Below are 18723 nucleotides of genomic sequence, written 5' to 3'. Positions count from 1 at the left end.
CTTGCTAAGATTCACCTCCTCGGAGGGGTAGGGGTGGGTTTAGAACAGCGAAAGTAGAGCCTACAGGCCTGTTGGTAAAAAAACACAACAGCGGCAAGAACAGGTGAGGTAAACAGTTACAGGGTAATCCTGACTTCAATTATATTACAGTATAACACACTTTAATGTATGTCAACAGATAAGAAATTGAGAAGCTACGATTGGTTTGGTAAGTCTGACAAGATGGGTTTTGTGCACCGGTCCTGGTTGCGCAATCAAGGCTACCCTGATGATTACTTTAAAGGGAGGCCTGTTATTGGTATCTGTAACACCTGGTCGGAACTGACGCCCTGCAACGGGCACCTGCGTGATTTTGCAGAGATAGTGAAAAGAGGAGTAGTTGAGGCGGGCGGTTTTCCGTTGGAGTTTCCGGTCACCTCGCTTGGGGAAACTATCATGCGGCCTACCACCATGCTCTTCAGAAACCTGGCCGCCATGGATACCGAGGAGTCTATCCGGGCAAACCCGCTGGATGGGGTGGTGCTGCTGACCGGCTGTGATAAAACCACGCCTTCTACCCTGATGGGAGCCTGCAGCGTGGACCTGCCTACTATTGTGGTGCCGGGTGGGCCAATGCTGAACGGCCGGTACAGGGGAGAGTGTGTGGGCTCGGGATCGTTTAATTGGTTGCATAAGGAGAAACAAAAGGTGGCTAACTTCTCTGATGCCGATATCCATGAAATGGAAATAGGAGCGGCCCGCAGCCAGGGCCATTGTATGACCATGGGTACCGCCTCCACCATGGCCTGTATGGTAGAGGCCATGGGGCTGACACTGCCGGGGGCAGCAGCCATTCCTGCCGTAGACTCACGGAAAAAGGTAATGGCCCAGCTATCAGGTAGAAGAATTGTGGAAATGGTGAAAGAAGACCTCACACTCTCTAAAGTCCTGACTAGGAAAGCCTTTGAGAATGCCATAGTGGTGAATGCGGCAGTGGGAGGGTCTACCAACTTCATCATTCACCTGCTGGCTATTGCCGGCCGACTTGGGGTCGAACTGAACCTGGAAGACTTTGATACCATCGGAAGCAAGATACCATTGCTGGTCAACCTGAAGCCGTCCGGAAAGTACCTGATGGAAGACTTCTATTACGCCGGAGGCCTGCCTGTGGTATTGAAGGAGATGAAGCAGTACCTACATAATGAGGCAATCACCGTGAACGGCCGCCCGATAGGTGAGAATAATGCGGAAATCCCCTGCTATAATAATGATGTGATTGTGACTGTGGATGCGCCGCTTCAGAAAGAGGCGGGTATTGCCGTGCTTAAAGGAAATTTATGTGAGAACGGGGCCATCATCAAACCTTCGGCTGCCTCTCCGGAGCTAATGAAGCATCGTGGGCGGGCGGTGGTCTTTGAGTCAATTGAGGATTATCACCAGCGTATTGACGAACCGGATCTGGATATTGATGAAACCTGTGTGATCGTGTTGAAAGGAGTGGGCCCAAAGGGTTATCCAGGCATGCCGGAGGTCGGGAATGTGGACCTTCCGGAAAAGCTGCTGCGAAAAGGAGTGCGGGACATGGTGCGTATTTCCGACGGAAGAATGAGCGGTACGGCAGCTGGCACGGTGGTGCTGCATGTATCTCCGGAATCTGCTGTTGGTGGAACACTGGCCTTGGTAATGGACGGCGATATGATTGAGCTGGATGTGGCAAACAGAAGGCTCCATCTGGATGTGAGCGAGGAAGAACTGCAGAAACGCAGAGCGGCTTGGATACCTCCTGCGCCCCTGGCTGCAAGAGGATACGTGAGAATACACATCGAACATGTGCAGCAGGCCCATCTGGGAGCCGACCTGGATGTATTGCGGGGTGGTTCCGGTTCAGAGGTTACGCGCGATTTACACTAATCTTCGAAGGTAGGTTCTAGCCTGTCTCACAGCTATTGCTTCAGCACGTACTTCTTAAAAAGGGAAGCACAAAGTGCCTACAACTATGTAGGATAACTTGTGCTTCTCTTTTCTCAGCCCTGTTTTAGCTCAAAACATTCACCAGGTTCTTATAGCTAGTGGCAATGCTGTCCATCGGATTGCCCGGCGTTACGTCCTGCTCTACGAAGTAGTACTTCATGCCAGCCAGTTCTGCTTTGTCAAAGATGCGTTTGAAATCGATAGAACCGTTGCCTACCTCTGTGAAAAACTGCTTTTCTGTCCTGTCCATGTCCTTCACGTGCCACATCGGGAAGCGGCCCGGGTACTTTTCAAATAAGGCAACCGGATCGTTACCAGATTTGGTAGCCCAATAGAGGTCAAGTTCCATCTCCACCAGGTCCTTGTCTGTTTGGGCCAGGATCAGGTCGTATGGCCGCTGACCTTCCAGTGTTTCAAATTCGAAGTCGTGGTTGTGGTAAGCAAAGGACAAACCTGCTTTTTTACAGGCTTCACCGGCGCGGTTAAAGAGCTCGATGTGGCGCCTGTATTGGTCTAAGGTCTTGTGCTCGCTTGGGAACAAATAGGCGCAGGTAAGATAACTCTGGCCTGTCTCAGCGGCCATATCCACCAACTGCTGCAGTCCGTTAGTCAGCGTCAGGAACTCCGGAGGAAGGGGAGCCTCTGTAGGGAGCTGCGTGCCCGGCAGTACGTGGCTGCTGCGGAGCTTCATGCCCATGCCTTCTACCATGGCGGTAAACTCTTTTGGTTTCATGCCATAGTAGTGGCCCTTCGAACCAGCAGCTGACTCCAGGTCTTTATAGCCCAAAGCAGCTATCTTCTGCAGTGTGCCCTGCAGGTCCTTCTCCAGCAGTTCGCGAACAGTAAACAATTGCAAGCCTACAGACAACTCCCTTGTAGCTGTGTTTGCGCTGCCCACGCCTTCCGTTGTTTCAGTGGTTTCGGCCTGCGATGTGGTGCCATCAGCACAAGCAGGGAGTAACAGGCTACCTAAGGCGAGGGCACCTGTCGTCTTAAAAAAGTTTCTTCTGTTTAGCATTCGTTCAGTGATATGAATTAGTATGGTGTGTGCTTTTTTATAGCATGCTTTTGCCCAGCCAGCATACAGCTGAGGTAGTAAGATGGTGAGGTGGTTACTTAATAACTGTTGCAATAACGCGCTGATAGCGGGTTAATTTGGGCGTGCCGGAGTCCGTCACCTCCAGTATAAGATGGATGGTCTCGCCACTGTTTGCATTATCAGGAACCGTGAAAGCAGCATTTGGACTGTTCGCGTTCTGGATGCTTATTTTGCCCTTGTAGGTATCAACCTCTTCGTATTGCCACCAGCGGTAGTTGAGTTTATTCCCATCCGGGTCCTTGGCCGAGCCCTTCAGGCTTACTTTCTGGCCCGGCTTCACGACGATGTCCTGTGGCTGGTTCAGCTTTACGGTAGGAGGATGGTTGGCTTCCTTGTAGCTCATCACGCACCAATCGGCACGGGCGGCAAAATCATTCTGCAGCACATCTACCCAGCGGGTCTGCGGAAAAGTAGCATCGGCTTTATTCGTGTAGTAGTTATAGTCGGTCACGTGCTTCCCGTCTTCCCAGCGGTATGGATTCTTGTCGGACTGCACCATGCGCCCTCCCCAACCACCGAAGGAGGCATCCTCCATGCTTCGTAAGCCAACATCCACCAGGTAAAAGAAAGCAGGGGAGTCTCCTTCCGAAATAAAATCGTACTGATTGCGGCCGGAACTGAGCGTCTTTTCCATGCTTCCGTGGTCGTGTTCCGGATCATTCTCTATTTGCGTTCCGTCGCCCCAGAGGTAGTACCCTGCCAGCAAGGGTCCATGGTTATACTTGATGTTCTCTTTAAACCACTTGCCGCCGAGGTAAGGCTGTAACTCTTTCGGCACCACCTGTGGCCAGGGGTAAGCAAAGCTCCAGAACTGGTCTGAGTTATACAGCACCTTTACCTGTGGCCAGTTAGGTGCTATGTACTTCTGGTAGGTTGCGTCCTGGTCAAGTACAGCGTAGATGACAGCCTTCTCTGATACCTTTTTGTACACATCTTCCCACTTTGCCGTGCCCTTGTATTCTTCCTCTATAGATTTAAGGGCACGGGCCACGGTGTTGGTGCCTCCCCATATCTGCAGGTACACCGGGCTCGGATTATCATCGAGCAGGATCTGCTTGATAAAGTTTGAACCCTCCGTGTTCTTCTCCATTTCGCCCTCAAATTCAATATTGCCTGTTTTAACAAGGCTCAGGAGATAGTCAGGAGTAGGATAACCTGCGGCATGTTGCTTCAGGTTATTGTAAACCTTCCCATACTGGTTAATGTGGTGTTGCATCCAGGTGGTGCCGGGCCAGCGAAGGTCCTTCCGCTCTCCGTACCGCTCTGCTGTGTTCTGCATTTCGGAGGTATACAACGTCCCTTTCCCGTCGCCGGCATAATGCCACTGCGAACTGCTGTACACCAGCCCTACAATGTCAAATTCACTGGAGTACAGCAGGAGCCTGATAAAAGAGTCTACATCGTCTACTTCGCCATCCGTGGTGACAATTGTGCGGGGCTTACCGGTTTTTGCCTGCGCTGTGGCAACAGACACAGTTCCCACCCATACACCTAGCAGCACTAAAAGTGTTGATACTATCTTTTGCATGTGTCTATCCTTTTTACAGTTCCTGTTACATAACCTGACATCTGCCAGTCTTAAGTTATGTGTCGTCTCCTTAGTTATGTGTCGTCTCCTTTTTGGAGGAAAAAGCTTTTGCTAAGGTCGGTAAATAAAATTACTCGTACCTCAACCCAAACCCGAACTTATACAGCGGGTCTTTTGAGTCGTAGGGCAGGTCCTCTTTCTGGTTGCGCACGGCCTCCATGGACGACGGCAGCTCGAACGGCAGGTTTCCCTCCGGTTTAGCCTTGCCAAAAATCACATCCAGCACCGCTGCATCACTGGCTCCGAAATCTGCAAACAGGCCTTTTGCGTTTTGGCTGATTTCCGGGATTACGGCAGGGCGATCCAGGTTGATGTCCACGATGGTGGGTACTGTTTTAAGGAGTTGCAGTATTTCTTCTTTCTCTTTGCCTTTGAAGTCAAGGTCTCCGTGGTGGAAGCTTTGAGCAAACGGATTCTTTGTCTCTACCGGGTACCACGGTGTTTTCAGGCGGATAATGGCCATATCTGCCTCTTTCGGATTTTCTACCACAGTGCCATACAGGGCAGCTACTTTAGGGTCTACGTTCTTCACGTACAGCTTCAGCTTACCCTGCTGGAGCGGCAGCACGTTGTTGTCATTTTTCAGCAAGGTCATGGCACGGCGCTGTGAGGCTTCACCGGCTGCTTTGAAGGCTGGGTTGCTCAATACCTTCACCGCGTTTTCCACATCCACATAAGGGTTGTCGAACAGGCCCAGCTGAAACTTCTGGCGCAGTAGCCTTCTCACAGATTCATCTATGCGGGTCTCTGTCAGCTTGCCGTCCTTCACCAGTTTCACCACCAGCTCCGGCACACTTTCGCCGCCAAACTGATCTACACCGGCATCAATGATTTTCTTTACCCTGTCTTCTTCACTTAAGTGCTCTACTCCCCAAGCGCGTGCTGGCCAAACTGCTACGCCCATGTTTACATCCGTAATTAGTCCCCAGTCGGTGCACACCACCCCATCAAACTTATACTTGTTGCGCAGCAAACCTGTGATAATGGCTTTGTTATAAGCAAAGGCTACTTCCTCGTCAGTCTGGCCTGTTGGAACACCGTAGTATGGCATGATGGCAGCCGTGTTTGCCTCAAACGCCGCCTCAAAAGGAATAAGGTGATAATCGAAGTTATTGCCCGGGTATACTTGCCCCTTCTGAAACTCGAAGTGCGGGTCAAGACCTTCTTTCTGGGGGCCACCTCCGGTAAAATGCTTTGTCATACAGGCGACGCTGTTAGGGCCCAGTTCCTCCCCCTGGAAACCCAGAATGTATGCTTTAGCCATTCTGGCTGTCAGTTCGGCATCCTCTCCAAAGGTGCCGCTGATGCGCGCCCAGCGTGGTTCTGTTGCCAAATCAACCTGCGGGTGCAGCGCCTCCCGCAAGCCCACAGCAACATATTCCTGTCGTGCAATGTCAGCAAACTGCCTTGTCAGGGCCTCATCGCCGATGGCTGCCAGCCCCAGTGTTTCACACCATTGCGAAAAGCCAACCGCAGCCATCGAAAAGATGCTTTCGCTGAAGTGATTGCGCGGGTCAGAGGCAATGGTGACCGGAATGCCGAGCCTGGTATTTTCAGCGGCTTTCTGTATGGCATTATAACCCGTAGCCAGTGCCCGCGTTCCAGGCGCGTCCCAGAAGTTGAAGTGGTTCATCATCTTTCCGGAGATGGATTCGCCTGCTGTGGGGAGCCTGGCAGCCATACCCTTTGTTTCGGCAGTCTTCTCAATGGTGCCATCTTCATTGATAAAGGTGCCGTTAATAAACATCATGCCGGCTTTCTCTTCCAGCGTCATTTGCGCGAGCAGGTCTTTTACCCTGGCCTCTACGGGTTGGGAGCTGTCCTCATACACATCCATGGTGCCGTTTTTGTTCAGGTCGCGGTAACTGGCCTCTGCAGCAGGAGCAGTGGCAGAAGTGGTTGTGCTGCCTGTGGGTTGGCTGCTGTTACAGGATATGCCCGCCAGCAGCAGGGCCAGTGGCAGCTTCATTATGAGATGGTTGGAGAACTCGCGCATCATATGAGATATAAGTGACATAAGATTTCTGTCTATGTGTCTTTGAAACACAATGTAAACTATTTTCCTGTCTTTTTGTCTTCCTTCTCCTTTTATTGCTTATTTAAAATTGAAATCAGACAAAAAGTGGTAGAAGAAGTAGGAAACATACTAAAAAAAGGAGGGGAGCTTTTTCACCCGGGCCTCTCTGTTGACTGTGTAATATTTGGGTTCCATGACAACCAGTTGAAGGTTTTGCTCCTGAAAATGAAGCATGCGGACAAGTGGGCGTTGCCGGGAGGCTTTGTGTATAAAGATGAAGAGGTAGAGCATGCTGCTGTGCGGGTGCTGCAGTCCCGCACCGGCCTTGGCAACATCTTTCTACGCCAGTTTCACACCTTCGGCAGCCCCTCGCGATCCGACAGGCAGCTAAACAGGCAGCTGCTGGTATCCTCGGGAATAGAGGCGCATGAGGGACACTGGTTCCTGCAGCGTTTTATTACCGTTGGGTATTATGCCCTTGTTGATTTCTCTAAAGCTGTGCCCCGCCCTGATGCGACCTCAGAGGACTGTGCCTGGTGGGACCTGCAGGATGTGCCGGCACTCGTTATGGACCACAACCACATCTTGCAGAAAGCGCTGGAAATACTGCAGAAGCAACTCAACGACCAACCTATCGGGTATAACCTGCTGCCCGAGAAGTTCACTATGCCGGAACTGCAAAGGCTGTACGAGACTATCTTGAACAAGCAGCTGGACCGCCGCAACTTCCAGCGGAAAATGCTGGGCTATGATATACTGAACAGGTTGGAAGAGCGAAAACTGGGTGTAGCTCACAAGGCACCGTACCTTTACTCTTTCGATAAAGATAAGTATGCTGCCGCACTGCAGGACGGATTGCAGCAGGGCTGGTAGAAAGCTTTATCATGTACTTGAAAGCTATTTCTACGCATCAGGCGGGCTTTTTTTGAACTGACAGATTTAAATTATGTTATAGCACTACTTGCTGCTTGGTAAGCATTACATGAAAAGACTATGAAAAAGGGCATAATTATTATAGTAGGGGTGGTTCTGGTGCTGGCGCTCATTTTTTACTTCGATAGCCGGGGCAGTAGATCTGCAACCAGGGCAATGGAGCCAACAGCAGCAGGGCCTGTAGCGGCAGTAGTGACGAATGATCTTCCCCAGCTTCCGCTCACCCGTTTAGATGGTTCCAGGGTAGTGGCAAAGGATTTGAAAGGTAAAACCGTGCTGGTGCTTTTTCAGCCCGATTGCGACCACTGCCAGCGTGAAGCCGTTGAGATACGGGAGAATTTAGATGCTTTTAAGGGTTACATACTGTATTTTGTGTCAGATGCAGCGCTGCCACAGCTAAGTAAGTTTGCCGAGGAGTATGAACTGGCAGGTATAAGCAACATCTATTTTGCGCAGACCACTATCAATGACATTATCCAAACGTTAGGACCAGTAGAGGCGCCTTCTGTTTTCGTGTATTCAGAGGAGGGCCGTTTAGTAAATTCTTTTATAGGAGAGACTCCCATCGAGCAGATTAAAAGTTCTCTTTAGATAATAGTATAACAGCAGCTGACTGAGGAGTCTTAGCGGTCCCTCAGTCAGCTGCCAGGTTATTCATACAGGCCGTTCAGGTCTGCCCTAGCGAGGTCGATGAATAGCTGACTCATTTTATCTGTCACGGCATCAAAGAACTTTTCTCCTTTTTCTTTTGTGGCTTTCTTCGGGTTGCCTACCCCGGTATCCTCCGTTACCTGCGACCATTTCCGCTCTGCCCAGGCCCAGCCTTCCCTGTAGGCCTTTATTTTAGGTTTCTTGTCACGTCCATCGCCGGCTTCCTCCAGCGGCAGTACTAAATCGGGCCGAAGATGCAGGATCAGGCTTGTTTCCATCTCATCGGCATGGTCACCGGCGTTCTCGAAGAACTCGCTCTTGTTCATAGACTGAAACCAGTTGCAGCTCGATATAAACATGGCAGGGTACTTCAATCCCAGCTCCCGGATTATCATCTTAAAGTCGTTGCCGCCATGGCTGTTCATCACGAGTAGTTTCTGTATTCCCTGCCTATTAAGTACCTCCAGCACATCGTTGAGCACGGCAGCCTGCGTGCTGGGACTCATGTTAATGTCCAGCAGGATGTCCGCCTGCCCGGTGTTGACACCAAACGGAATGGTGGGCAGCACAATAACCTTTGCACCGGCCTCCCATGCTTTGCGGGCTGACTCGGCCGCTATGTTATCTGCTTCTATAATGTCTGTGGCATAAGGTAGGTGGTAGTTGTGCGCCTCTGTTGCGCCCCAGGGTAAAACAGCCACCTCAAAGTTCTGGTGCTGTATGTCTCTCCAGTTTGTTTCTGCTAAAATGTACGGTCTCATAAGCGAGCTTTTATGTTTTTTGCCTTTGTACGGTGTCTTTTGCTGTTATCTCCACTAATTTAGAGACAAAAGCTCGGAAAGAGTAGCAGGAAAAAGGGGTTTTCTCTATATTGAATAAAGAATTTTCTCACCCTTACATAAAAACACCACATGAGACTACTGCTACTACTCTTGTTTTTTTCGACCACTGCATTTGCACAGGATATTCCCTTCCGTTGGGATGAGCTAACTGCCAGCGACTGGCCAAAGGCGCTGGAGAAATCGAACCGGACCTGCATACTTCCTATCGGCATCCTGGAGAAGCACGGGATGCATGCCCCGATTGGCTCTGACCTGATTCACGTGCGGGAGTGGGCGGCGCGGGCTGCAAAGAATGAGTATGCCGTGGTTTTTCCTGATTACTTCTACGGGCAGGTGTATGAGGCACAGCAGCAGCCGGGAACGTTTGCGCTGCCAAGCAGGGTGGTGTGGGACCTGCTGGATGCAACGGTAAAGGAAATTGCCAGAAACGGCTTCAATAAGATTGTGATCGTGAACGGCCACGGCGGAAACCCGCAGTTGCTGCGCTACTTCGTGCAGTCGCAGCTGGAGGACCGGCAGGACTATGCCGTTTACTTTTTTGACCCAGTGAATGAGCCTGCCTTTACAGAGAAGGTGAACAAAATACGTAAATCTGATCCTGCCGGCGACCAGCATGGCGGCGAAAACGAAACATCCTCGCTGCTGTACCTGCGCCCAGACCTGGTAAAGCAGGAGCGGGCCACGCAGGAATCCGGCGAAAACCTGAAGCGAATGGCATCGCTTCCCAACCTGTATACCGGCATCTGGTGGTATGCCAGCTACCCCAATCATTATGCCGGTGAGGGAGCAAAAGCTTCTAAAGAACTGGGGAAGCTGCTGATAGAAAATAAAGTGGAGCAACTGACAAAAGCGCTGAAAGCGGTTAAATCTGATACGAAGACACTGGAACTGCAGAAGGAATATTTTGATAGGGTAGATAAAGTGGGCAGTCTAAAGTAAAGTACGGCTCTACCAGAGCAATTGATGCTTAACTCACCCCAAATCACTCCGGGGAGGGAAATTAAAGTATACTTATAGCCCTTCCGGGGAGGGAAGGGCTAGGGAAGGAAGCAGCAGATATTTACTCCTGCTGTAAAAACAAAAATTGGAGCTAGCTAAGTCAGACACATGAATAAGCTTTATACAGCCAGTCCAGTTGCAGACAATGGTTTGCTAAAGGAAACTGCACGGCAGCGCTACCTTTCGCTGGATGTGCTGCGGGGAATGACCATTGCGCTAATGATCGTGGTGAACACCCCCGGAAGCTGGCAGACTATTTATGCACCGTTCCGGCATGCCGCCTGGCACGGGTTTACGGTGACGGATCTGGTTTTTCCTACTTTCCTGTTTGTGGTGGGCAATGCCATGAGCTTTAGCATGCGGAAATTTGAACAGCAAGACGACAAAGTTTTCCTGAAAAAAGTTTTCAAAAGGACTGTCCTGATTTTCCTGCTGGGCCTCCTGCTGAACACTTTCCCTTTTGTTACACGCAATGCTGCCGGCGAGCTGGCACTCATTGACTTCTCCAGCATCCGGATAATGGGTGTCCTGCAACGCATTGCCCTGTGCTATGGCATTGCAGCGCTGGTGGTGCATTACCTGAAAGTAAAAGGAGCCATCTTTTTCAGCCTTGTCGCTTTACTCTCTTACTGGGCCATCATGTACTTCTTCGGTGACCAGCCTGACCCGTACAGTCTGGAGGGAAATGCTGCCCTGAAATTTGATCTGCTGCTTCTACGTGCCGAAAACCTGTACAAAGGATATGGTATACCTTTCGATCCGGAGGGGCTGCTGAGTACGTTGCCAGCCGTAGTGAACGTGATTGCTGGTTTTCTGGCTGGCCTGTACATACAGCGGAACGGTAACAACATGGGCACAGTGTTCAAACTGGCCTTATGGGCAGCGGCTTTTATTGTGGTGGCGCTTGTGTGGGATATTTTCTTTCCCATCAACAAACCTATCTGGACAAGCTCATATGTGGTGTATACCGTTGGCCTGGACCTGCTCATACTGGCTGTGCTCATGCTGGTGATTGAAGTGGCCGGTTACAAGGGATGGACCTATTTCTTTGAAGTGTTTGGCCGGAACCCGCTGTTCATTTACATCCTGTCGGGTGTCATTATCAAGTTGATGAGCCTTACCAGGGTAGGCGGCCAAAGCCTGAACGGGTGGATCTATCAAAACCTGTACCTGACGTGGCTATCAGATAACAATGCGTCCCTGCTGTTTGCTGTTTCCTATATGCTCCTGCTGTGGTGCATCGGGTACTGGATGGACAAGCAGAAGGTGTACATTAAGGTGTAGTGCTTCACTACTACTTTCAGAAAAAGAAAGGCTGGTAACGCAGATAGTGGTACCAGCCTTTCCTGTTATATAGTGCCTGTTTGCTGCAGGGTATCACAATGCCAGAAACAGGCATGGGCTTACAGCTTTCCTATAATTCTATCTATCTCTGAATAGGTAGTAAATGCCTAGATTCATAGAACCGGTTTTTACCTCTCTGCTGACATATTTCGTTATGGTACCGGGTGCCAGGTACATGGCAGAAATCTCATATTTTTTGTTCACAATAACTCCCGCTCTAATTGTATAGGTACCCCAAAAAGAAAGTAATGCATTATAACTGTCCTTTTCAGTTGGCGGCCGTTGATAATTATAAGTTGGGCTAAAGTACTGGTTCCGATATCTGTTCCTGGAGTAGTTAGAATAATTGAAGGCTAAGCCGCCGCCTGCATGCACCTTTAAGTTTTCTTTATTGTAAAGGCTGTAGATAATTTGGGGAGAGAGGGAAAGTGTTTGCTGTGTAACTTCGTAAGAAAGCTCATGGTAACTAGTGTTTCCAGTCTGCTCTCTTTTCATTAGACTGTAACTGGCGTTCGTTAGTCCTGCCTCTAACCTCAGAAAAGTTTTTTGCACATTTTTGTTTAGAAAAACATCCAAGCCAAAAGCTAATCGTGGCATGTACGAAGCAGGGTTCTCATCTGCATCAGCAAAGTGATCAGCGCCATATGTCTTTATTGTGCCTCTACTTAGTGCAAGTCCAGCAAAATACGCGGTACCGATTCTACTCTTCCTGTCCAGCTCAATTTCTTCATTACTAAGGCCATTGAGTTTACTTATTACCCGAAGGAGGTCTTGCTCCTTATAGCCGGTTGCTTCGATCTCCTGCTGAAGCTTGTCGGTTAGTGTGCCCTGCTGCCTTGCCACGTTCAGTAACTGGCCTACATAATAACGCTGCTCCACAACTTTTGCGTTGTTTGTGGCAAGCAGGTACCGCTTGTAACTTAGTTCCCGTGGCCTGCTTTCTCCTTTCTCTAAAATGAAGAACCTTTCTTTGACACTGTCTTTGTAGGAGTAGAGGGCCACATTAGGACCATCCTGTCGTTTTTCAAGGAACACCCTGCTAATGAGGGTAATCGTGTCAGCCTTGCCGTACGTAAGGTCGTCCTTATTTACTTTGTCCATAGAAATAGGGCCTTCATAGCTGCGGTACGCTTCCATTCCGGTTATTTCGAAATACCTGGTGTTGCTAGGGTTAAATACCTGTGCGGTACCACTAGTGGCAGAGGTCCGGAAGGACACTTCGCCGGGTGTTAAGTCCCATTCTCTGTAGTCTATGAAACCACGTAAGGTGTCTCCATTAGCGGTGACCACAAAGCCTTCTTTGTAGTTTATTTGGGCGAAAGATAATGTTGATAGCAGAAGTAGTAAGAGTAGAAGAAAGAAGTGTTGTTTCATAGGATAATATGACGCATATATTTTATAGGCAATATATATACTATTATCAAATATTAGCATTTTTTAATTGAGGTGTATGTTCAATACTTGTGCAGGAGGAGCAGCCTCGCTGGAATTGTGCTTGCAGAAGGAAGGAGGGCAGAGAACAGCAGAACAAAGTTTTGCCAAGAAGCTGTTTGCCTGAGCACCCGGCAATGTGGAGTAAGGATAGTATTCTGTTTGAGAAAAGGGGCTATGAGCCTTTGTTAATTCGTTAGGAAACAACCTGCTCTACCAGTTCCAGGCGCTTTACAATGGTGCCTGGAGGTAAAACGGTACCCGGCGACAGCACCGCATTTGCTCCTATTTTGCAGTTATCTCCTATTAAGGCGCCAAACTTCGTTACCTCAGTGTTGATGACTTCACCGCTTAGCACTACCCAGATTCGGTTGTCTTTTCTTTCGTTATAATGATTCGCCACGATGGAGCCAGCCTCAAAATTAACATTGCTGCCGATGATGCTGTCGCCTATAAAATTGAAATGCGCGACAGCACTGCCATGTAAAATGATACTCGTCTTGACCTCACAACTGGTTCCTATTGTTGCACCTTTGCCCAGGTACACGCCACCGCGCAGATAGGCGTTTGCACCAATAAAGCAGTTCTCTGAAATGATAACAGGCGCCTTCAGTACAACGCCTCTTTCTACGGTGGCCGTTTTGTGAATGGCTACACCATCTTTCACGGTATAGCCACTATCCAGTTGGTCCATCATTTCCTCTATCATGCCTGGAAGGCTTTGAGGTATGAGCCAGGGAAGGATATCCTTTTGTGCGGCAAAAATTCCGGAGAAGCCTGCTATGTAACTATCTGTCATCAGGCGCAGGGGCATTCCTTGTCAGCCAGACAGGTTTTGTCTCAGAGCGATGTTCTGCCCCGATGATGTCTTTATAGAGATCGGGCTTTCGCGCTTTCTTATAGCGATGGCCCCCGGCAAGCTCCAACTTGTCATCCGTCAGCGTGGCGACGGCAATCTCATCTTCAAAGCTTTTTATTTCTGTCAGCACCTCGCCATAAGGGTCCAGGATGAGGGAATTTCCGTTTTTGAGGTGCTCACCATCATACCCGATGGGGTTGGTGAACACATAGTACACGGCGCTGTCGTAGGCCCGGGCGGGCAGCCAGCGCATAAGCCAGCGTAATCCTTTGGGGCCGTCGAACTCCAGCCGCAGGGGCACCGGGTCTGTATGCCTTGCCTGCCAGAGTTCATCTGCCACATAGCCACGGCCCGGCATGGAGGAAGGGGTGCACATAGTGACGTGCGGTGCGAAAATAACCTCTGCTCCGAGCAGCGAAGTAGCTCGCACGTTTTCTATCACATTGTTGTCGTAGCAAATCAGGATACCGCACTTCCAGCCTTTCAGGTCAAAGACCACATACTCTGAGCCCGGCTCCAGGTATTTGCTGATGAACGGGTGAATCTTGCGGTATTTTGCTATCAGGCCGCTCTTGTCTACGCACACATAGGTGTTGTATAGCTTGTCCTCCTCTACTTCAAGCAAACCTGCTAAAATAGGGATGTCATACTTTTCCGATAGCCGGGTGAGTTGCTGTACGCTTTCCCCGTCCGGTACTTTCTCGGCCAGTTCCAGCATTTCCTCCCGTGTCAGGTCTTTTAGAAAGGTATAAGCCGTAATACACATTTCATGGAAGGAGATGACTTCAGCGCCACGGGCTTTTGCTCTGGCTGTTAACTCTTCAATAACAGAAAGATTATAGGCTTTGTCGCCGTCCTTTGGCTCAAACTGCGCAACTGCAACTTTAAGGTGTCTCATTTTACTTCCTCTCGTACTGTGGTACTGGTGACTTCATGCTGCTGAGGCCTCTTGTCTTTACTAAATCCGCATAGGTAATGAGCTTGAACTTCTTGTCTACCAGCTTCAGGAATTCTGGCGATACAAGCATGTTCAACTCTGTCTGGCGGTGCTGACTGGCCTTGGGCTTGCCATCGTCTGTGTTCATCAAGTTACTGTTCATATCCACCAGCACATCCATTTCAGGTGCACTTTGCGCCACATGCAGTTCCACCACATTCAGACTACCCGGCTTCAGGGCATTGGCAAAATCCATAAACTCCTTTGCCTTGGTCTCTACTGCTACCGGCCACATGCTCTTGTAGGTCTCGCCGAAGTAGTTTGATATACCCAGATTGTACTTTTTGGCCAGCCGCTCAGTGAGCGCGCGCAGCTCGGGAGTAGCCAGGGCCATACCCATGTGCGGGTCCACATAGCTTATTTTCAGTCCTGAGTTCAGTGCTCTTTCTATCTGGGCGGTCAGCTCTTTCTCTACATCAGCCAGTTTATAGTCACTCTTCAGAAAAGCTTCAATGGACGGAAGAAAGTAGCCGAGGCTGTCTACAATGCTGGGCACAGCGGTGCGTCCTGCTACCGGCCCCCAGCGGTAATTTTTCCATTCGGCATTCAGTGTCAGGTGCACGCCTACTGCCACCTGCGGGTGCTTCTTCAGTATTTCCACGGCCTCCTGGTACCAGGGGCAGGCAAACATAACAGAGGCAGAAAAAGGAACACCTGTTTCAGCTAATTGCTTCACACCCATGTTCACGGCGTGGTTCATGCCAATGTCGTCCACGCGCAGCAACAGGGTAGGTGTCTGAGTTTTTTGGGCCTGCACCAGCTGTGCCAGGAACAGGTTCAGTAGCAGGGTGAGTGATAAGAAGGCGTATTGCTTTTTCATACAGGTTTAAATAATGGTAAGGTCTGGAAACAAAAGCATGTTGTTTTTCCATAAGAGGTGGCGTGATATCCAGCCCCGTGCTTATGGCCGAAAAACTGCTTCTCTTTGTGCGGATGCTTATGTCTTTTCGCTAAGTTAGAATTTTCCTGAATAAACCTTATATTTAGGGAGGCTAAAATGAGTGAGGGCTTACTGGGAGTGTCATTTTAGCTGTTTTAGGTCATCAGGGATTCCCGCTATAGTGTCACAGCAGATTCCCCTGGCAAACCTGTTGAAGAAAAAATCAGCATGAACGGTAGAGTGCCTGCTCTGCCAGTTCCGGAGGAGTCTCACCCGGGGCAGCTTAAAAAGATACATCATAGCAAGGACGATGACAACAGCCACAAAAAGACTTTCCCTACTACGCTCTGGTAACACCTGGCCTTTTATCCTCATCACCAGCCTTTTCTTTTTGTGGGGACTGGCCAACAACATGACGGATACGCTGCTGGCAGCCTTCAAGCGCATCATGAGCATGTCTGATTTCCAGACTTCCTGGATACAGATGGCTTTCTACGGGGCTTATTTCTGCCTCGCCCTGCCGGCCGCCATCCTCATCAAGAAGTACACCTATAAAACCGGCATCTTAGTGGGGCTGGGCCTGTTTATCTTAGGTTCGCTGCTGTTTTACCCCGCCAGCATCACCATGGCGTACGGGCACTTTCTTATTGCCCTGTACGTGTTGGCCGGAGGCTTGTCTATACTCGAGACGGCCGCTAACCCCTACATCGTGGCCATGGGGCCGGAGGACACAGGTACAAGGCGGCTGAACCTGGCGCAGTCCTTCAACCCCATCGGCTCTATTACGGGAGTGCTGCTAAGTAAAATTTTCATCCTCTCTGAGCTGAACCTGTCCAGCGCGGAAGAGCGGGCTATTATGAGTCAGGAGCAGCTTAAAGCCATACAGTCGGAGGAGCTGACGGCTGTGATGGGACCCTATGTGGGAGCTGCCTTGTTTCTGGTGATGGTCTGGCTGGCGGTTAAATTCACCAACATGCCCAAGGCCTCCGATGCAGGTGGAAAGCTGGACCTGCTCCCAACCTTCAAGAGACTGGTGAAAACACCGCATTATATGTGGGCGGTGGTGGCGCAGTTTTTTTACGTGGGCGCCCAGATTGGTATCTGGTCTTATACCATCCGCTATGTGATGCAGGAAATCCAGCTCAACGAAGACGGGGCTTCCAGTTACTATATGGCTGCCCTGATTCTGTTCATGGTTTCCCGCTTCATCTTTACGGCGCTCATGCGGTATGTAAGCCCAAGGATCCTGCTATTGCTGAGTGCCGTGGCAGCTGCCGTTTGCACACTTGTTGTTATTTATGGCAGCGGACTGGTGGGGGTGTATGCCCTGGTTGCCATATCCGGCTTTATGTCGCTGATGTTCCCCACCATCTATGCTATGGGCATCAAAGGGTTAGGAGATGATACCAAAATAGGAGGTTCGGGCCTTATAATGGCTATTTTGGGAGGTGCCGTGCTCACCTCCCTGCAGGGCTACATCTCTGACCTGACACAGGATATCAGCCTGGCTTTTTACGTTCCTTTTGTGTGCTTTGTGGTGGTGGCTTTTTACGCTCTTGTTGCAGGAAAGCTGGAGCGTAACAGCGTCAACAGGGCAGGAGGAGAGGCGGAAGCACTGCCTGCCGACGCATTTCAGAAGGTGGGATAGGGGTAGTAGTTAGCTGAGATAACACACTGTATTATCACAAATGAGGTGAAGTGATGATGATGGGAAAGCAGGGATATTTAATTTCTGCTTTCTCATTTTGATTTTAATGCACCACAAAGCATGCAGAAGCACTGCCAGTTAAACTAACCCATCATCCCTTGAAAAGTAGGAAGGAGAGGCAAAGGAGTTTTTTCTGCTAATCTTTTTTTGATACCTTAAGAGCATGTTTACGGCATCATCTATAAAGCAACAGAGGAATGAACAGGTATTGTTTTGCGCTTGATTTGAAAGATGACCCAAAGCTGATAGCGGAGTATGAGCGCTGGCACCAGGACATCTGGCCGGAAATCAGGCAGAGCATTCAGGACGCTGGAATCAAGGTCATGGACATTTACCGGTTCAACAACAGGCTTTTTATGATAATGGAGACAGACGACTCCTTTAGCTTTGAAAGAAAAGCAGCGATGGACAGGGCAAACCCTAAAGTGCAGGAGTGGGAACAGTTGATGTGGAAATACCAGCAGGGTATTCAGGGTGCTGGTGAAGGAGAGAAGTGGGTGCTGATGGACAGGATGTTTTCCCTGTAGGTTAGAAATTAAAATTCTAGATAAACTTTATGTTCCAGTTAGATAACAAGATTGCCCTGGTTACGGGTGGCGGAAGCGGCATCGGCAAGGCTGTCGCACTGACCTTTGCCCGGCAGGGAGCCACGGTGCATGTGCTGGATGTTAGCACGGAGAATGCGGGGAAAACGGTTGAGGAGATAAAGGCTGCAGGAGGTAACGCTTCTTTTCACATCTGCGATGTCACAAAACAGCAGGAAGTGGTGCAGGTGTTTCAGGGTATTGGGAAGCTGGATATACTGGTCAACAACGCCGGCATATCCAACATCGGCAGAGCCGACACCACCTCAGAGGAGGATTTTGACCGCGTGTTCCAGGTGAACGTGAAAGGCGTCTACAACTGCCTTTTTGCTGCCATACCTTTGATGAAGGCCAACGGGGGCGGCGTTATCCTGAATTTAGGCTCTGTTGCAGCTCTTGTTGGTCTTAACGACCGCTTCGCTTACTCCACGAGCAAGGGTGCCGTGCATGCCATGACACTGTCCGTTGCCAAAGACTACCTGCAGGACAATATCCGCTGCAACAGCATCTCACCGGCCCGGGTGCACACGCCTTTCGTGGATGGCTTCTTGGCTAAAAATTATCCCGGGCAAGAAGAGGAAGTGTTCCAAAAGCTGTCGAAAACGCAGCCCATCGGCAGGATGGCAGAGCCAGAGGAAATAGCGAACCTTATTCTCTACCTCTGCTCCGACGAAGCCTCCTTCATTACCGGCACCGACTATCCCATCGACGGAGGCTTTGTTAAACTGAACAGCTGAGGAGAATAAGAGAAAGCATCATAAATGCTGTGGAAATAAAACCCATCCCTGCCCCTCCGGGGGGAATCCCTGCAAGATTAAGAGTTCCCCTGCTTGGAGGGGCA

16 protein-coding genes are annotated in these 18723 nt (G+C 49.9%); 8 read left to right on the top strand and 8 right to left on the bottom strand.

From position 1 onward, the window contains the following. Positions 1-168: 168 nt before the first annotated feature. Positions 169-1890 (top strand): IlvD/Edd family dehydratase, encoded by a 1722-nt coding sequence (locus ACFS7Z_RS07305; protein ID WP_377482864.1) that lies wholly within the window; start codon positions 169-171, stop codon positions 1888-1890. Between the two features lie 124 nt (positions 1891-2014). On the opposite strand, the gene ACFS7Z_RS07300 is transcribed toward ACFS7Z_RS07305, so the two are convergent. From ACFS7Z_RS07300 to ACFS7Z_RS07290, 3 genes are all read right to left on the bottom strand, one after another. Next, positions 2015-2968: a sugar phosphate isomerase/epimerase family protein gene (locus tag ACFS7Z_RS07300; protein ID WP_377482862.1), complete on the bottom strand. Its 954-nt coding sequence runs from the start codon at positions 2966-2968 to the stop codon at positions 2015-2017. Positions 2969-3062: 94 nt separating this feature from the next. Continuing rightward, a complete protein-coding gene (locus ACFS7Z_RS07295) occupies positions 3063-4577 on the bottom strand; it encodes a DUF1593 domain-containing protein (RefSeq protein ID WP_377482860.1) in 1515 nt (504 codons plus the stop codon). 130 nt (positions 4578-4707) lie between these two features. Continuing rightward, the gene (locus ACFS7Z_RS07290; protein WP_377482857.1) at positions 4708-6654 is read right to left on the bottom strand and encodes a glycoside hydrolase family 3 protein; all 1947 of its coding nucleotides are present in this window, start codon (positions 6652-6654) and stop codon (positions 4708-4710) included. Positions 6655-6759: 105 nt separating this feature from the next. Here ACFS7Z_RS07290 and ACFS7Z_RS07285 point away from each other — a divergent pair, with 105 nt between their 5' ends. Further along, the gene (locus ACFS7Z_RS07285) at positions 6760-7527 is read left to right on the top strand and encodes an NUDIX hydrolase (RefSeq protein ID WP_377482855.1); all 768 of its coding nucleotides are present in this window, start codon (positions 6760-6762) and stop codon (positions 7525-7527) included. A 120-nt stretch (positions 7528-7647) separates the two neighbouring features. Next, positions 7648-8178 (top strand): TlpA family protein disulfide reductase, encoded by a 531-nt coding sequence (locus ACFS7Z_RS07280; protein ID WP_377482853.1) that lies wholly within the window; start codon positions 7648-7650, stop codon positions 8176-8178. A gap of 59 nt (positions 8179-8237) precedes the next feature. Here ACFS7Z_RS07280 and ACFS7Z_RS07275 read toward each other — a convergent pair whose 3' ends face one another. Then, a complete protein-coding gene (locus ACFS7Z_RS07275; protein ID WP_377482850.1) occupies positions 8238-8999 on the bottom strand; it encodes a creatininase family protein in 762 nt (253 codons plus the stop codon). Positions 9000-9149: 150 nt separating this feature from the next. Here ACFS7Z_RS07275 and ACFS7Z_RS07270 point away from each other — a divergent pair, with 150 nt between their 5' ends. Both ACFS7Z_RS07270 and ACFS7Z_RS07265 read left to right on the top strand, forming a co-directional pair. Beyond that, a complete protein-coding gene (locus tag ACFS7Z_RS07270) occupies positions 9150-10019 on the top strand; it encodes a creatininase family protein (RefSeq protein WP_377482848.1) in 870 nt (289 codons plus the stop codon). Positions 10020-10187: 168 nt separating this feature from the next. After that, positions 10188-11363 carry an acyltransferase family protein gene (locus ACFS7Z_RS07265; RefSeq protein ID WP_377482846.1) on the top strand — a complete coding sequence of 392 codons (1176 nt, stop codon included), beginning with the start codon at positions 10188-10190 and terminating at the stop codon, positions 11361-11363. 138 nt (positions 11364-11501) lie between these two features. Here the strand turns inward: ACFS7Z_RS07265 and ACFS7Z_RS07260 are convergent, their stop codons facing one another. From ACFS7Z_RS07260 to ACFS7Z_RS07245, 4 genes are all read right to left on the bottom strand, one after another. Further along, complete coding sequence (locus tag ACFS7Z_RS07260; protein ID WP_377482844.1) at positions 11502-12797, bottom strand: hypothetical protein; 1296 nt, start codon at positions 12795-12797, stop codon at positions 11502-11504. A gap of 253 nt (positions 12798-13050) precedes the next feature. After that, entirely contained in the window at positions 13051-13653 is a 603-nt protein-coding gene (locus tag ACFS7Z_RS07255) for a DapH/DapD/GlmU-related protein (protein WP_377482842.1), read from the bottom strand. Next, on the bottom strand, positions 13643-14611 hold the full coding sequence (locus tag ACFS7Z_RS07250) for a nitrilase family protein (protein ID WP_377482840.1): 969 nt from the start codon (positions 14609-14611) through the stop codon (positions 13643-13645). The genes ACFS7Z_RS07255 and ACFS7Z_RS07250 overlap by 11 nt, the downstream gene beginning before the upstream one ends. A gap of 1 nt (position 14612) precedes the next feature. Beyond that, positions 14613-15530, bottom strand: a complete 918-nt coding sequence (locus ACFS7Z_RS07245) for a ChbG/HpnK family deacetylase (protein ID WP_377482838.1) — start codon at positions 15528-15530, stop codon at positions 14613-14615. Between the two features lie 370 nt (positions 15531-15900). Here ACFS7Z_RS07245 and fucP point away from each other — a divergent pair, with 370 nt between their 5' ends. The 3 genes from fucP to ACFS7Z_RS07230 all read left to right on the top strand — a co-directional run bounded on the left by fucP (position 15901) and on the right by ACFS7Z_RS07230 (position 18619). Beyond that, positions 15901-17238 (top strand): L-fucose:H+ symporter permease, encoded by a 1338-nt coding sequence (fucP, locus tag ACFS7Z_RS07240; RefSeq protein ID WP_377482836.1) that lies wholly within the window; start codon positions 15901-15903, stop codon positions 17236-17238. Between the two features lie 257 nt (positions 17239-17495). After that, positions 17496-17825: an L-rhamnose mutarotase gene (locus tag ACFS7Z_RS07235; RefSeq protein ID WP_377482834.1), complete on the top strand. Its 330-nt coding sequence runs from the start codon at positions 17496-17498 to the stop codon at positions 17823-17825. A gap of 29 nt (positions 17826-17854) precedes the next feature. Further along, complete coding sequence (locus ACFS7Z_RS07230) at positions 17855-18619, top strand: SDR family NAD(P)-dependent oxidoreductase (RefSeq protein WP_377482831.1); 765 nt, start codon at positions 17855-17857, stop codon at positions 18617-18619. Positions 18620-18723 lie beyond the last annotated feature (104 nt).

The sequence above is a fragment of the Pontibacter toksunensis genome, assembly GCF_042686245.1.
GTDB lineage: Bacteria > Bacteroidota > Bacteroidia > Cytophagales > Hymenobacteraceae > Pontibacter > Pontibacter toksunensis.
Note: the sequence above shows the minus strand (reverse complement) of the source record. Positions and strands in the feature narration are given on the sequence as shown.

Bases quoted from the DNA above. Each gene is read 5' to 3' on its own strand.
- fucP (WP_377482836.1), top strand. From the start codon at position 15,901: ATGACAACAGCCACAAAAAGACTTTCCCTACTACGCTCTGGTAACACC.
- ACFS7Z_RS07295 (WP_377482860.1), bottom strand. From the start codon at position 4,577: ATGCAAAAGATAGTATCAACACTTTTAGTGCTGCTAGGTGTATGGGTG.
- ACFS7Z_RS07230 (WP_377482831.1), top strand. From the start codon at position 17,855: ATGTTCCAGTTAGATAACAAGATTGCCCTGGTTACGGGTGGCGGAAGC.
- ACFS7Z_RS07305 (WP_377482864.1), top strand. From the start codon at position 169: ATGTCAACAGATAAGAAATTGAGAAGCTACGATTGGTTTGGTAAGTCT.
- ACFS7Z_RS07270 (WP_377482848.1), top strand. From the start codon at position 9,150: ATGAGACTACTGCTACTACTCTTGTTTTTTTCGACCACTGCATTTGCA.
- ACFS7Z_RS07290 (WP_377482857.1), bottom strand. From the start codon at position 6,654: ATGTCACTTATATCTCATATGATGCGCGAGTTCTCCAACCATCTCATA.
- ACFS7Z_RS07235 (WP_377482834.1), top strand. From the start codon at position 17,496: ATGAACAGGTATTGTTTTGCGCTTGATTTGAAAGATGACCCAAAGCTG.
- ACFS7Z_RS07250 (WP_377482840.1), bottom strand. From the start codon at position 14,611: ATGAGACACCTTAAAGTTGCAGTTGCGCAGTTTGAGCCAAAGGACGGC.
- ACFS7Z_RS07300 (WP_377482862.1), bottom strand. From the start codon at position 2,968: ATGCTAAACAGAAGAAACTTTTTTAAGACGACAGGTGCCCTCGCCTTA.
- ACFS7Z_RS07245 (WP_377482838.1), bottom strand. From the start codon at position 15,530: ATGAAAAAGCAATACGCCTTCTTATCACTCACCCTGCTACTGAACCTG.
- ACFS7Z_RS07265 (WP_377482846.1), top strand. From the start codon at position 10,188: ATGAATAAGCTTTATACAGCCAGTCCAGTTGCAGACAATGGTTTGCTA.
- ACFS7Z_RS07275 (WP_377482850.1), bottom strand. From the start codon at position 8,999: ATGAGACCGTACATTTTAGCAGAAACAAACTGGAGAGACATACAGCAC.
- ACFS7Z_RS07260 (WP_377482844.1), bottom strand. From the start codon at position 12,797: ATGAAACAACACTTCTTTCTTCTACTCTTACTACTTCTGCTATCAACA.
- ACFS7Z_RS07280 (WP_377482853.1), top strand. From the start codon at position 7,648: ATGAAAAAGGGCATAATTATTATAGTAGGGGTGGTTCTGGTGCTGGCG.
- ACFS7Z_RS07255 (WP_377482842.1), bottom strand. From the start codon at position 13,653: ATGACAGATAGTTACATAGCAGGCTTCTCCGGAATTTTTGCCGCACAA.